The organism is Advenella sp. FME57, assembly GCF_014897675.1.
Lineage (GTDB): Bacteria > Pseudomonadota > Gammaproteobacteria > Burkholderiales > Burkholderiaceae_B > Advenella.
In genome coordinates this window covers 103590-118234 of sequence record NZ_JABUXU010000001.1, presented here as the reverse complement: position 1 = coordinate 118234, position 14645 = coordinate 103590, and the positions used below count along the sequence as shown (strand labels likewise).

Sequence of the window (14645 nt, the reverse complement as noted above, 5' to 3'; positions counted from 1 at the left end):
TCCCCCTGCACCAGAAAATATACGGTTGAAAAATGAAATTGAAAGTATCGCCCTTCGCCTGGGTGAGTTTTGCCATGATTGTTGGCGTGATGGGCACCGCACTCATCAGTCCCCTGTATGCGCTCTATAAAGAGGCCTGGCAACTGCAAACGAGCGATATCTCGCTCATATACGTCATGTACATGGGCGGTGCGTTGTGTGGTTTGTTGTTTTTGGGGCGCCTGCCTGACCGTGTCGGCTTTCGCCCGATGATGCAGTGGGGCCTGGCGCTGGTCCTGCTCGGAACAGCCATCAGCCTGATCGCATGGAACATGACCAGCCTGAATATCGGACGGTTCATCGTGGGGGTGGCCTCAAGCATGGTGACCACCAGTGCGACCCAGGGTTTATCCAAACTGTCCCGCCATGGCAGCGTACAGCGCGTGGCCATGATGACTGGTTTCTTGATGGCATTTGGCTTCGGCCTGGGACCTTTGGTGGGTGGCATCATTGGGCAATGGGCCCCCGTGCCATTGACACTCGCCTATGTTCCGACCCTGATCCTGGGCAGCCTGGGTTTAACGGTATTGTGCTGCCTGACCCTGCCCGACACCATTAAACCCAAGGCCGGTCCACGCCTGGCATTGAACGATATTTTGCCAAAGTTGACCTGGCCCGACGCAAACGGTTCGGGGGCATTTGTGCTTACCTGCTGCCTGCCTTTTCTTGCATTTGGCGTTTTCGGCCTGTATGCCTCCATGGCGCCACTGTTTCTGGGCAAACTGGTACCCTGGGACGGCCCAGTCGTCAGCGGTACCTCTATTGCATTGATCCTGTTTACTTCGGCAGCCGTTCAGGTGATTGCCGGGCGTATGTCTATTGACTGGTGCGGCGCTACAGGCACAATCGCATTGGCGCTAAGCAACGCGATTCTCATGCTGAACTTACACGCCAGCTCAGCCATTTTGTTTGCGCTGGGCGTATTGCTCACGGCAATCGGGCACGGCATGACCATGCTTGCCGGCATGAGCATGATCACCCGCCTGGCCGGACCTGGCAATCGCTCAGGACTGTTGGCTACTTACCTGGTCGCCGGTTACGTCGGCAGCATGATTCCCATGATGGGCATAGGCTGGATTGCCGACCATTGGGGCATTGAAGTAGCCATCTATTCGTTCTGCACGATGGTCATCGCCATTGGCGTGCCGGTGGCGGTACTATTTCAGCGCCATCCGCGCATTCGGCCAGCAGTGGCCCAGCCAGCGCATTAAGGGAAGAAGGCAGCACCCACTGCCCTTCTCCTTCAGATATGTGATGTTGCTTCACTTAGAAGTTGAAGCCAAGGTCAGTCTAGCCCTCGACAACGGTCGTCTGGTAATAAAACCGCAAGCACGGCCTCACTACGCCCTCGATAAGTTGTTGACTCAATGCAACACAGCGGTCGATTTCGCCCTTAAAGATCGGAAATGGCTTGATGCCAAGCCGGTCGGCGGAGAACTGTTTTAATGGAGCAAGGCAACATTTGGTGGCGAACAACAAGATTGCGATGTTCATTCTTGCTGGCCAGAAAAATGGCCCAGACATCGTTACACGATAGATTTCGCGCGCCCAAATCAATGGAGTCAGCGTCAGCCTTGCATCATTGAAAAAAATGTAGTAACGTTACAACATACAATCACGTAAAGATAAATGGGGAATCCCATGAGCATTACAACCATCTCCAGCAGAGAGTTGAATCAAGATATTGGTCGAGCAAAAAAGGCGGCGCTAAAAGGCCCTGTCTTCATCACTGATCGTGGCAAGCCAGCCCACGTATTACTTAGTATTGACGAGTACCAACGTATCACCGGGAAGCGCCGTAATATCGTTGACGTACTTTCTGTGCCGGGACTATCCGATATTGAGTTCGATCCACCACGGGCCAACATCCAAAGCCGGACGGCAGACCTGTCTTGATGTATCTTCTCGATACCAACGTTATTTCCGAGCTTCGCAAGGCAGGAGATGGAAAAGCTGACGCTAACGTAATCGAGTGGCTAACCACCGTGGATGCCGCGAAACTCTACATTTCCGCCATGACCGTGATGGAGATTGAAATTGGCATCCTGCGGATCGAACGGCGCGACTCAGCCCAAGGCGCGAAGCTCAGGGCTTGGCTTGAAGCTTATGTCATGCCGGAATTTGCCGAACGCTCATTACCGATAGATACCGCAGTTGCATTGCAGTGTGCTCGTTTGTATGTGCCAGATCCCCGCTCTGAACGGGACGCCCTTATAGCAGCCACGGCGCTTGTGCACGGAATGACCGTTGTCACGCGAAACTCGGCTGATTTTGAGGCTACAGGTGCGCCACTACTCAACCCGTGGACACTGTCAAACTCTCGTTAGGAACACCCGGAAGCGGCCCGTACGGGCCGTTTGCCAGGGCGCATATGACTAAGCCCGCAATGCGGGCTTGGTGGCTTTTTATGGCATCAGATGCCTGGCGGCGCCAGACGCGCAATCACTCTCACTCAGTTATAAACAAGAAGAAAAACAACTTTCAAATCAATACAACAATACAATAAATTCTGCTGATACCGCGAGAAATACCATGCTATCCCAATGGGCCCCCGCCAGGAGCATGCCACTGTCGAGGTCCACATGGCGTCGTGTTGGGCCGCTCATTAGGTCATCAGTCAGATTTTCTTCACGAACTCCGACTTCAAGCTCATTGCGCCGAATCCATCGATCTTGCAGTCAATGTCATGATCCCCATCGACCAGGCGGATATTCTTGACCTTGGTCCCCATCTTCACGACCCCGCCCGATCCCTTGAGTTTTAGGTCTTTGACGACGGTGATGCTATCTCCATCTTGCAGCACGTTTCCGGCGGCGTCACGGTGAACACGTTCGTCCGACTCAGCCACGGACTCGGCTTGAACCGGCCATTCGTGGCCGCATTCGGGACAAATGTAGAGCCCGCTACCATCTTCATAGGTGAGGCTGGACTGGCATTGTGAACAGGGGGGTAAAGTACTCATATCAAAGAATCCTAGAAACTTGCTCCGGCTTACCCGAGAGCCCTCCCAATACCGTGCCGGCATCACTAACACGGTGGTGGTACCGGTGTTTTTCTCAACGGTATACCTGCCGGACATCATGAAAAATACCTTTAATGATGTGCGAGATATAGTTATCGAGTCAAAATTTTTGAAGTTAAATCTATAACTTATAAATCGACCTCATTCCCACTCAATCGTCGCAGGCGGCTTGCTGGAAACATCATAAACCACCCGGTTGATGCCGCGCACTTCGTTGATAATACGAGATGACACACGACCCAGTAATGGGTATGGCAGTTGCGCCCAGTCAGCCGTCATGAAATCAGAAGTCTGCACCGCACGCAACGCGACCACATAATCATAAGTTCGGCCGTCGCCCATGACACCCACCGATTTGACTGGCAGAAACACGGCAAAGGCCTGAGAGGTCAGGTCGTACCAGGATTTGCCTGATTCTTCATCGGTTGTGTTGCGCAGTTCTTCAATAAAAATCGCATCAGCCTTGCGCAGCAGATCGGCGTATTCTTTCTTGACTTCGCCCAGAATGCGCACGCCCAGGCCGGGGCCGGGGAATGGATGGCGATACACCATATGATGCGGCAGACCCAGCGCCAGACCCAGTTCTCGCACTTCATCCTTGAACAGCTCGCGCAGCGGCTCCAGCAGTTGCAGATTCAGCGTTTCCGGCAGGCCACCCACGTTATGATGCGACTTGATGGCAACGGCCTTGCCGGTTTTGGCGCCGGCCGATTCAATCACATCGGGGTAGATCGTGCCCTGGGCCAGCCAGCGCGCGCTTTTGCGTTTGCCTGCTTCGTCCTGGAACACTTCCACAAATTCCCGACCGATAATCTTGCGTTTTTTCTCCGGGTCGGTTTCGCCGGCCAGCTTGCTCATGAAGGCGTCTGTTGCGTCGACATTAATCACATTGACGCCAAGGTGTTCGCCAAAAATCTTCATGACCTGCTCTGCTTCATTCAGACGAAGCAGCCCATGATCTACAAAAACACAAGTGAGTTGATCGCCGATGGCCTTGTGGATCAATGCTGCGGCCACGGATGAATCCACGCCGCCGGACAACCCCAGAATCACGTCATCGGTGCCGACCTGCTCACGGATGCGCGCCACCGCTTCTTCGACGTAGTCGGGCATGTTCCAGTCATTGCTGCAGTTACAAATGTCATTAACGAAGCGGTTCAACAGCGCCCGTCCCTGCGTGGTGTGAGTCACCTCCGGGTGAAACTGCACGCCATAGAAATGACGGGCTTCGTCGGCCATGCCAGCTATCGGGCATGAAGGCGTAGAAGCCATCAGCACAAAGCCGTCGGGCAGTTCAGAGACCTTGTCGCCATGGCTCATCCAGACCTTGAGCATGCCATGACCCTCTGGCGTGACAAAATCGGCAATGTCCTTGAGCAGTGCGGTATGGCCATGCGCGCGCACTTCAGCGTAGCCAAATTCACGATGATCGGACCAGCTGACCTTGCCGCCCAATTGCGAGGCCATGGCCTGCATGCCGTAACAGATGCCCAGCACCGGCACGCCCAGCTCGAATACCTGCTGCGGCACCTTGAGTGACGCTTCATCATAGGCAGACGAATGGCTGCCGGACAGAATCACGCCCTTGAGCCCCAGGCTCTGCTGTTCTGCAAGAAAAGCAGCATCGACATCGCCGGGGTGAATTTCACAAAACACCCCTGCTTCGCGCACGCGTCGCGCAATAAGTTGTGTAACCTGTGAACCGTAATCGAGAATCAGAATCCGCTGATGCATGCTATATCCGCCTGAGGACAAAAGAAAAGAAATTGGAAGACGACATTATAATGGCTGTGACGCCCAAAACGGTGTCAAAACCTGACTGCGTATAAGATGTGACAGTCAGGCTTGTTTCCCGTGCCGCCGCCCTGAACGCAAGCGCGATCGTTTGGCGCACGAACGCAGCAACGCACGCCAGGACAGCGTGTCTGTTTTACCCCTTGTTTCGCTCACCTAGCAAAGGCCCTGAATCAATGAAAAATACCCAGAATCAACCCTTTACCGATCCTGCTCCCTCAGCAAAAACCTTTGTGCTGGTCCATGGTGCCTGGCACGGAGCCTGGGTCTGGGACGAGGTTGCGCAACAGCTACGGGATCAGGGGCATATCGTGTATACCCCCACGCTGACAGGTCTGGGAGATCGCGCAGCCGAACTTTCAGCAACCATTTCGCTTGACACGTTCATTGAGGATATCGAAACCGCAATATTGCACCCGCAAACGGCGCCGGCGCTTGCGGGCTCATCTACTGATTTCAATTACAGTTGCAATAATGCCACAGCACCTGAACAAGACTCGCCAGGGCCTGGCGCGGCGATATCCGGAGCTCTTGCCAATACGTGTGAACCCGGCGCTGGCGAAGCACTTGCCAACGTAATTCTCGTCGGCCACAGTTTTGCCGGGTTGATCATCAGTGGCGTTGCGGATCGTATCGCAGATCGTCTGGACCGCCTGATTTACCTGGATGCCTTTGTGCTGCCTTCAGGTCAGTCCACGTTTGCGACTTTGCCCGATAAGGTGGTCAATGCACTGACTGCCTCTGCCCAGGCACACCATGGATATGGCATTCCCGCACCGGATCCGATTCATTTGGGCATTCCCGCCGATACTGAGCAATACACATTCGCACGAGGAAAATTGACGCCGCATCCAATCAACACCTATGCCAGTGCGCTCTCGCTGAACGCGCCATTAGGTGCAGGCGTGAAAAAAATCTATCTGGCCTGCACCACTCCACCCTATAAGCCGGTCGTAGCCTCGCATGACTGGGTAAAAGACCAGCCAGACTGGGTCTGGGCAGAACTGAACAGCTCTCATTCGGCCCCGTTACTGGCGCCGAACATGGTGGTTGAAAAATTTCTGGCGCTGTCCTCGCTGTGATAACGTGCAGCAACGTTGCCCGAATGAACATTGACCGTAGATCCATCGATACTGATTATTGCTTCATCGGTCAACTGAGATAATCCTGGCTGCATCACTTGCATGGTAGGCAGCTACACTGCCCGCAACAATCTGATGCAATCTATTGGGACAATAAAAACCCGGCGCTGTGATAAACAACGCCGGGTTTGGTTCCGGGTTTCGGTGCCGATCACGCAGTGTGCCACGGCATGCGTGGCGTCACTGGTGCGGCTGTACTTAGTCGGCGCGGTAGTTCGGTGCCTCTTTGGTGATTTGCACATCATGCACATGCGATTCGCGGACACCGGCAGAGGTAATCTCTACAAATTGCGGCACGGTACGCATGTCATCGATCGAGGCGCAACCGCAATAGCCCATGGAAGCGCGGATACCGCCTACCAACTGATAAATGATGGCCAGCACACTGCCTTTATATGGTACACGGCCTTCAATACCTTCCGGCACCAGCTTGTCGACGTTGTTGGCAGGATCCTGGAAATAACGGTCGGCAGAGCCTTTTTCCATGGCACCAAGACTACCCATGCCCCGGTAGGACTTATAGGAGCGCCCCTGGAACAGTACGACTTCGCCCGGCGCCTCTTCAGTGCCGGCGAACATGCCGCCCATCATGCAGGCAAAGGCGCCCGCAACCAGCGCTTTGGACACGTCGCCGGAATAGCGGATGCCGCCGTCGGCGATCAGCGGTACGCCAGTGCCTTCCAGCGCCTTGGCAACATCGGAAATGGCCGTGATCTGGGGAACACCCACACCCGCGACAACTCGCGTGGTGCAGATTGAGCCCGGACCAATACCCACCTTGACACCATCGGCTCCAGCATCCACCAGCGCCTTGGCGGCTTCGGCAGTGGCAATATTGCCACCAATCACGTCAACTTCCGGGAAATTCTCTTTCACCCAGCGTACGCGATCAAGCACTCCCTGGGAGTGGCCGTGTGCGGTATCAACGATAATAACGTCGACATCGGCTGCGGCAAGCTTGCGTACACGCTCTTCGGTGCCCTCGCCCACGCCGACCGCTGCGCCGACACGCAATTGACCGAATTCGTCCTTGCACGCGTAGGGGTGTTCCGTATTTTTAACAATATCCTTGACGGTAGCCAGCCCGCGCAATTCAAAATCGTCATTGACAATCAATACACGTTCCAGACGGTATTTGTGCATCAAGGCCTGGGCTTCGCGCAGCGTGCCACCTTCATGCATGGTGATCAGCCGTTCCTTGGGCGTCATCACAGAGGTGAGCGGCACGTCAAGACGGTCTTCGAAACGCAAGTCCCGATTGGTCACGATGCCAACCACCTTGCCGTTGTCTACCACGGGCAGACCGGAGATGCCATGCTTTTTCTGCAGGGCAATGGCATCGCGCACCTTCATGTCTGATGTGACCGACACCGGATCGATAACAATTCCGAACTCATGACGTTTGACGCGAGCCACTTCTGCGGCCTGCTCATCTGCGGTCATGTTCTTGTGGATGATCCCGATCCCGCCTTCCTGAGCCATCGCGATGGCCAGACGTGCTTCGGTAACCGTATCCATGGCTGCCGATACCAGCGGAATATTCAGTGTGATATTACGGGTAAGTTTAGTTTTGAGAGACGTGTCGCGCGGCAACACATTTGAGTACGCAGGTACCAGAAGAACATCGTCAAAGGTAAGTGCTTTTTGAATGAGACGCATGAAATAACTCCGGGCGCAAAGCAAAATTATACGCTTGCGCCCGAACGGAATCAACCGGGTTCGCCCACACAGCGAGAAATTCCCCGCTGCGCGAACCGTTTTCTATCCCATGGCCACACGGGCGTTCATGAACATCCGCATCCACGGCGTGTAGTCGCCACCCGTATCCTGGTCGCCCCAGCTGTCCGGATGCCAGGACATCATGACATTGCGCGTAACCCTTTCTGGATGGGGCATCATAATGGTGAACCGGCCATCTGCCGTCGTGACAGAGGCAATACCCTGCGGACTGCCGTTGGGATTGGCCGGATAGGCCTCTGATACAAACCCTGCGTTCGATACATAGCGCAAGGCTGTCTGGACGGCATTGATATCGCCTTGCAGGCCAAAATCGGCAAAGCCCTCGCCGTGCGCCACCGCGATCGGCAGGCGGCTGCCCTGCATGCCGTTAAAGAAGATGGACGGAGACTGGTCAATTTGCACCAGGCTCAGGCGGGCTTCGTACTTGGCTGACTGATTATAGGTAAACCGTGGCCAATCCTGTGCACCAGGGATCATGTCAGCCAGCGTAGCCAGCATCTGGCAGCCATTACACACGCCCAGCGCAAAGACGTCGGGCCGCGCGAAGAAGGCAGCGAACTGTGCAGACAACGCCGAATTAAACCGAATGGTGCGTGCCCACCCTTCGCCAGCGCCAAGCACATCGCCATAACTGAAGCCGCCAACCGCCACCATGGCCTGATAGTCGTTAAGCGAGGAGCGACCGGACAGAAGATCGGTCATATGCACGTCGTAGGCATCAAAGCCGGCCTTGTCGAAGGCCCAGGCCATTTCAACCTGACTGTTGCAGCCCTGCTCGCGCAATATGGCAATTTTAGGACGTATGCCACTTGAAATAAAGGGCGCGGCCAGCGGCTCCTGGGGATTAAAGCTAATAACAGCATTCAGGCCTGGGTCTTTGCGCTCGTCCCAGTTGTCGAACTCAGCCTGGGCACTGGCCGGGTTATCGCGCCGTTTCATTATTTCGTAGGTAACCTGGCTCCAGGCCTTACCCAGATCGACGCGATCCAGACCGAGAATACGGCGGCCATCACGGTAAAACTCGATCAGGTCAGAGGTATTCGGCGCTCCTATTACATTTGAAATGCGGGACAGCCCGGCTTCACGCAAGGCCTGTAGCACCTGATCACGCTGTTCGGCTCGCACCTGAATAACAGCGCCGGCTTCTTCGTTGAACAACGCCTTGACCGTCAATTCATCGCGTTGCACCGCCACCTGTTCGGGACGAATTTTATAATCCCCCCAATCGGCAGAGGTTTCGTCAAACGTCAACATGTCCAGATTGATGGAAACACCCACGTGGCCTGCGAAGGCCATCTCGGCTACCGTAGCAAGCAGACCACCATCGGAGCGGTCATGATAGGCCAGAATCAGCCCGCGCTCGACCAGCGAACGGATGGTCAGGAAAAAGGTTCTGAGCAACGCCGGATCGTCCAGATCAGGAACGTCGGAACCATACTGGTCAATCACATTTGACAATACCGAGCCGGCCAGGCGCTGTCGCCCCTGCCCCAGATCGAGCAGAATCAAAGTGGTATCGCCCTGGTCAGTTACCAGTTGCGGCGTCAGGGTTTTGCGTACGTCGGCCACCGGCGCAAAAGCCGTTACAACCAGCGAAATCGGTGCTACCACTTCTTTGGGCTCGTTTTGTTCGTCCCAGCGTGTCCGCATGGACAATGAATCCTTGCCTACCGGGATAGATAGACCAATCGTCTGACACAGTATTGAGACGGCGTTCACTGTATCAAACAGTGCGGCGTCCTGACCCTCGAAGCCGCAAGCGGCCATCCAGTTGGCTGACAGCTTGATGTCTTCCAGCGAAGCGACATCGGCTGCGGCAAGATTGGTCAGCGCTTCGGCAACCGCCATGCGACCTGATGCCGGCGCGTTGCCAATAGCCAGCGGCGTACGCTCGCCCATCGCCATGGCCTCTCCACGCACTGATTCATAATCGGCCAGCGTAACCGCGCAATCGGCCACAGGCACCTGCCATGGGCCGACCATCTGGTCTCGTGAACATAGGCCGCCCACGGTGCGATCGCCAATGGTAATCAGAAATGATTTGTTGGCTACCGTCGGGTGGCGCATGACTTGCAGTGAAATATCGGCAAGATCCAATCCCGTTACGTCCATTGGCACCAGCGTACGTGCCTTGTGTTCGGCCTGACGCTTCATGCGGGGCAGTTTGCCCAGAATAACGTCCATTGGCACATCCACCGGCGCAGGGCCCTCGGCCTGCGCTGCGGCTTGCGGCTCGGAAAATCCCGGCAAGCCCTGGCCATCAGAGACCTTCAAATGACGCTCTGTCGTGGTTACCCCCACGACGGCAAACGGGCAGCGTTCGCGCACAGCAATCGCCTCGAAACGCGACAGGTCTTCAGGCAGGATGGCCAGCACATAGCGTTCCTGCGCCTCATTGCTCCAGATCTCCGCAGCCGACAGGCCGGACTCTTCCAGATGAACCCGTTGCAGATCGAAAATCGCGCCGCGGCCCGCATCATTGACCAATTCAGGAAACGCATTGGACAAGCCGCCCGCGCCCACATCATGAATGGCAATGATCGGGTTGTCTTCTTGCAATTGCCAACAGCGATCGATCACTTCCTGGGCGCGACGCTCGAGTTCCGGATTGCCGCGCTGGACCGAATCGAAATCAAGCTGCGCGGTATTGGCGCCGGCGCTCATGGACGAAGCCGCACTGCCTCCCATCCCAATACGCATGCCGGGCCCGCCAAGCTGAATCAGCAGCGCCTGTCCCGGTATGACATCTTTATGGGTAAGCGTAGCGTCAATGCTGCCCAGGCCGCCTGCAATCATGATCGGCTTGTGATAGCCCCAGCGCACCCCATCGATCGTCTGTTCGAAGGTGCGGAAATAGCCCAGCAAATTTGGCCTGCCAAATTCGTTATTGAACGCAGCGCCACCGATTGGGCCTTCAATCATGATGTCGAGCGGGCTGGCAATTCGATCAGGCAGGCCATAAGGCTTGGCCTCACGCGATTCGGCGATATCAGGCAGATTCAGATTGGATACGGTAAATCCGGTCAGGCCCGCTTTGGGTTTGGAACCTCGCCCGGTTGCCCCTTCGTCGCGGATTTCCCCGCCGGCGCCGGTGGCCGCGCCTGGAAATGGCGCAATTGCCGTTGGGTGGTTGTGCGTTTCCACTTTCATCAATGTATGGGTCAGACGCATCTGGCTACCGTACCTGGGCGCCGCCGCATTGTGATCCTCTGCCGGCAAGCCAGCAAAAAACCGGCTTGCCGGCCCGCCTTCCATGACGGCAGCATTATCCGAATAGGCAACCACGGTTCCCTTGGGCTGTGCCGCATGTGTCTTGCGGATCATGCCAAACAGGGTATCCTCTTTTTTCTCGCCATCAATTTCCCAACTGGCGTTAAAAATCTTATGACGGCAATGTTCGCTGTTTGCCTGCGCAAACATCATCAACTCGACATCAGTGGGATCGCGTCCGAGCTCGCTGAACGAGGTCAGCAGATAATCTATTTCCACAGGCGACAATGCCAGACCCAGGTTCTCATTGGCCTGGTCAAGCGCCGTCCTGCCTCGGGCCTGAACCGGAATTTGCGCCAGCGGCTTGCCAGGCAAAGTTTGCATTAATATTGAGGCATCAAAGGCCGAATCTACCACGGTCTCTGTCATCCGGTCGTGGACAAGCGCTGCAATTTGCGACAGCTGCTCTTGCGTAAGCTTTTTGGCGCCCAGCAACCCTTTTTTTGGAACAAACCGGTATTCAATGCCCCGCTCTATGCGCCGCACCGCCGATAAGCCGCAATTGTGTGCAATATCGGTTGCCTTGCTGGCCCACGGTGATAATGTCCCCAGACGTGGCAGGACCCGCAGCACCAATGCATCTTGCGCCGGCACGCCTGCCTGGGCGGTGCCGTAGTTGAGAAGCTGATTCAACCGTTGTTGATCTTCCTGAGACATAGCGCCGTGAATGAAAACGTGGTGCTCGTAGCGGGCAGTCATGTCCTGCACAGGCAACCCGGCCTGGGCAAGCGCCACAAGCAGTCGCTCTTTCTGAAACGGGGTCAAGGCGGCACAGCCGTATGCAATTTGGTGCTGATGTTGAGTATCTGACACAATAAAAACCGGAGTAAATGAAAATTGCCTGAACAGGAAAGCGTTATTTTATCGCCCCTGGCCCCGTCTCATGCGCAATAACCATGCAATTGCGATATTTACCCTGACGCTTCAGGGAAAAGTCGCCTGCTTTTCTACCTATTTCCCTCAGGAAAACATTTGATACAATTTAGTGTGTTTTAGCCAAAAATAGCCGTATTTACGTCTATTATCTTCGTTCCTCGTTTATTTTGTTATTAAAATGCAAACCAAAGCTTAAGCTATCCACTTAACAGTAAATTTAGATATCGCCTCTAACCCATTAATAAATATATTTTTTTTCAAATCTTATTTATAATTGCGCTGACCCTGATCTAATTTGCCCGTGACGAACCTATGCAAAAATATCTTAGAAAAACCCTGACCGCATGTCTGGCCGTGGTGCTAACCACTGGTTCCATTGTACCCGTTTCCAGTTTCGCCCAGGAAGACGATGGAAGCCCAACCTATGACGCCCTGCCACTGGCCAGCACCGTTGTCGGCCAGGCCGATAACGGTGGTATTGTCCGTTCCCAGGTCGCCTATGTGGTCGATCTGACTGACAACCGTATACTTTATTCCAAAAACGCCGATGTGATCCGGCCCATTGCGTCGATCAGCAAACTGATGACAGCACTGATCATTACCACTGCCAGTCTGAACATGAACGAGCAGATCGTCATTACGGCGGATGACATTGACCGGGTCAAAAAATCATCTTCGCGGCTGTCCGTTGGCACTACATTGACGCGCCGCGAGTTGCTGCATCTGGCCCTGATGTCGTCGGAAAACCGGGCAGCTCATGCGCTAGGCCGAACCTACCCGGGCGGCATGAACGCTTTTGTGCGCGAAATGAATGCCAAGGCGCGCCAGCTGGGCATGACCCGTACGCGTTTTGTAGAGCCGACGGGGCTGTCGCCACAGAATGTCGCCTCTCCCCGCGATCTGGTGCGCCTGATGCAGGCTGTACATCAGCAGCCTCTTATTCGCGAATACACAACCAGCGACAAATACGAAATTGTAACCAGCAACGGCCGCGAACAGCGCTATCGCAATACCAATCGCCTGATCCGCAACAGCAACTGGAATATCCAAATATCCAAAACAGGCTTTATCCGTGAAGCGGGCGACTGCCTGGTCATGATGACCGAAATGGATCATCGCCCGGTTGCCGTCGTGCTGCTTAATGCCGATGGCGGACTAACTCGTTTCGCAGACGCGGTACGTGTGCGTCATATGGTTCAGCAGGATTACCCCACCTTGCTATAAAGGCCAGCCAGCCGGTCCGGACAGCAATGGTTTGCTGTCGGGCTGCTGCTCTAATGCAGAGACGTGGGCGGAGCCCTTCCCTCTTCTTGCCTATCGCTTTCAGACTCTGCGGCATAGCGCCAGTATCGCAATGGCACGCAGGTTTTCAGTCGTTCAAACATTTTTCCAATCAGCACTTCACTAAACGACTCGGCCGAGTTCATGGCAATGTCGATTGTCGCGTCCGCCTGCAGCAACGCCATCCGTTCATGCGCCTCGCGGGCCCGAGCCGATGAAATCGTTGTATCGCGATCGGCATGCAGCAGATGGACCGTTGTATCCAGAGATAACTCCAGTGGATAGGCAGGAAATTTCGCCCCGAATGTAATAAGCCTGCCGGCAATCGGCTGCTCCAGCAACGTCAGGCCCAACACCAGCGATCCAGCAGGGCCCACACCAATTACGGCTGTGGCTTCGCTCAGTACGCCGTGTATGTTCTGACCCATCTGAATATCATGTTCCAGCGATTTGATATTGGCCGCCAGGCGCGGCGCAAGTTGCGCCGTTTCCGGCGCGTCCGGTTCGGTGTCCCCGGCGTCCAGCCATGCCGTATCTTCGTCCAGAGCAACCACCGCGATCCGGATCACAGCATCAGGAAATTCAGCCCGAATGGTACCTAACAGAAATGGCATATTCGTCAATTGCTCGTTCTCTTCATGCAGTATGTAAAACAACTGGCCATGCGCGTCGCCTTCCGGGAGAAGAATCTGGGAAGTCTTTATTTCCGTCATATATGTCTCCGAAAAAGTTATGCCATAATATGAAACTAATCTTACCATTCCCGGAATAAATTCATGTCTTCTTCCCTCAAAATAGCAATATCAGATGGCGTCAAAGACGCCATGCGCGCCAAGCAGACGGCAAGGCTGGGTACACTGCGCTTTCTGCAGGCCGCTATCAAACAGAAAGAAATCGATGAGCGCATCGAATTGAATGACGACCAGGTGCTGGCCATCATTGAAAAACAGGTCAAACAGCGCAAAGAGTCCATCACTGCTTTTGAAAATGCCGGCCGCACTGAAACTGCTGAAGCCGAAAAAGCCGAGCTTGAAGTGCTCAGGGAATTCCTGCCGGAAGAAGCATCAGAACAGGAAGTGACTGAAGCAGTTGACGCGGCGCTTACCCAGGTGACTGCAGACGGCATTACCGGCCCGGCAGTCATGGGCAAGGCCATGGCCATTCTCAAGCAAAAGCTTGCCGGCCGTACAGACATGGCAGAATTGTCCAAACGTCTGAAAGATCGCCTTAAACCGTAAACCCTGTGAATTGACAATACGCGCCCGATCATTGGCGCGCAATACGGTTGCCGTTAGTACGCGATCGTGTAGACGCCAACACAGTGAGTGCCATGCCATTTTCCTGCCGGCCAACAGCCTGAAGAAAATGGCATTTTTCTTGTGCGACGCAGGCCCTTAAATGCCTCGTATATTCGTAACCCCGCATCTTCGATATCAGGCGTCTTCACATTCTCCTGCGTCCGCGCATGCGTGACGGTTAGT

11 protein-coding genes are annotated in these 14645 nt (G+C 54.9%); 6 read left to right on the top strand and 5 right to left on the bottom strand.

Features of this window, described 5'->3' with window-relative positions; genetic code table 11:
* The first annotated feature begins 32 nt into the window (after window positions 1–32).
* The 3 genes from INT32_RS00510 to INT32_RS00500 all read left to right on the top strand — a co-directional run bounded on the left by INT32_RS00510 (window position 33) and on the right by INT32_RS00500 (window position 2366).
* Window positions 33–1250, top strand: coding sequence for an MFS transporter (locus INT32_RS00510; protein ID WP_193086784.1), 1218 nt, complete (start codon window positions 33–35; stop codon window positions 1248–1250).
* Window positions 1251–1680: 430 nt separating this feature from the next.
* Window positions 1681–1935 carry a type II toxin-antitoxin system Phd/YefM family antitoxin gene (locus INT32_RS00505; protein WP_193086783.1) on the top strand — a complete coding sequence of 85 codons (255 nt, stop codon included), beginning with the start codon at window positions 1681–1683 and terminating at the stop codon, window positions 1933–1935.
* A complete protein-coding gene (locus INT32_RS00500; protein WP_226816359.1) occupies window positions 1932–2366 on the top strand; it encodes a type II toxin-antitoxin system VapC family toxin in 435 nt (144 codons plus the stop codon). Before INT32_RS00505 ends, INT32_RS00500 begins: the two co-directional genes overlap by 4 nt.
* A gap of 290 nt (window positions 2367–2656) precedes the next feature.
* Here INT32_RS00500 and INT32_RS00495 read toward each other — a convergent pair whose 3' ends face one another.
* On the bottom strand, window positions 2657–3001 hold the full coding sequence (locus tag INT32_RS00495) for a zinc ribbon domain-containing protein YjdM (protein WP_193086782.1): 345 nt from the start codon (window positions 2999–3001) through the stop codon (window positions 2657–2659).
* Window positions 3002–3202: 201 nt separating this feature from the next.
* Entirely contained in the window at window positions 3203–4795 is a 1593-nt protein-coding gene (gene guaA / locus INT32_RS00490; RefSeq protein WP_193086781.1) for a glutamine-hydrolyzing GMP synthase, read from the bottom strand.
* 236 nt (window positions 4796–5031) lie between these two features.
* On the opposite strand from guaA, the gene INT32_RS00485 reads away from it, so the two are divergent.
* Window positions 5032–5937 carry an alpha/beta fold hydrolase gene (locus INT32_RS00485; RefSeq protein ID WP_193086780.1) on the top strand — a complete coding sequence of 302 codons (906 nt, stop codon included), beginning with the start codon at window positions 5032–5034 and terminating at the stop codon, window positions 5935–5937.
* Window positions 5938–6195: 258 nt separating this feature from the next.
* Here the strand turns inward: INT32_RS00485 and guaB are convergent, their stop codons facing one another.
* Together guaB and purL are read right to left on the bottom strand one after the other, a co-directional pair.
* Window positions 6196–7656, bottom strand: coding sequence for an IMP dehydrogenase (gene guaB / locus INT32_RS00480; RefSeq protein WP_193086779.1), 1461 nt, complete (start codon window positions 7654–7656; stop codon window positions 6196–6198).
* 102 nt (window positions 7657–7758) lie between these two features.
* On the bottom strand, window positions 7759–11823 hold the full coding sequence (purL, locus tag INT32_RS00475) for a phosphoribosylformylglycinamidine synthase (RefSeq protein WP_370540158.1): 4065 nt from the start codon (window positions 11821–11823) through the stop codon (window positions 7759–7761).
* A gap of 498 nt (window positions 11824–12321) precedes the next feature.
* Between purL and pbpG the strand changes: the two genes are divergently transcribed.
* Entirely contained in the window at window positions 12322–13107 is a 786-nt protein-coding gene (pbpG, locus tag INT32_RS00470; RefSeq protein WP_193087219.1) for a D-alanyl-D-alanine endopeptidase, read from the top strand.
* A gap of 50 nt (window positions 13108–13157) precedes the next feature.
* Here the strand turns inward: pbpG and INT32_RS00465 are convergent, their stop codons facing one another.
* Window positions 13158–13877, bottom strand: a complete 720-nt coding sequence (locus tag INT32_RS00465; RefSeq protein ID WP_193086778.1) for a hypothetical protein — start codon at window positions 13875–13877, stop codon at window positions 13158–13160.
* A gap of 63 nt (window positions 13878–13940) precedes the next feature.
* Between INT32_RS00465 and INT32_RS00460 the strand changes: the two genes are divergently transcribed.
* Entirely contained in the window at window positions 13941–14402 is a 462-nt protein-coding gene (locus tag INT32_RS00460; RefSeq protein WP_193086777.1) for a GatB/YqeY domain-containing protein, read from the top strand.
* Window positions 14403–14645 lie beyond the last annotated feature (243 nt).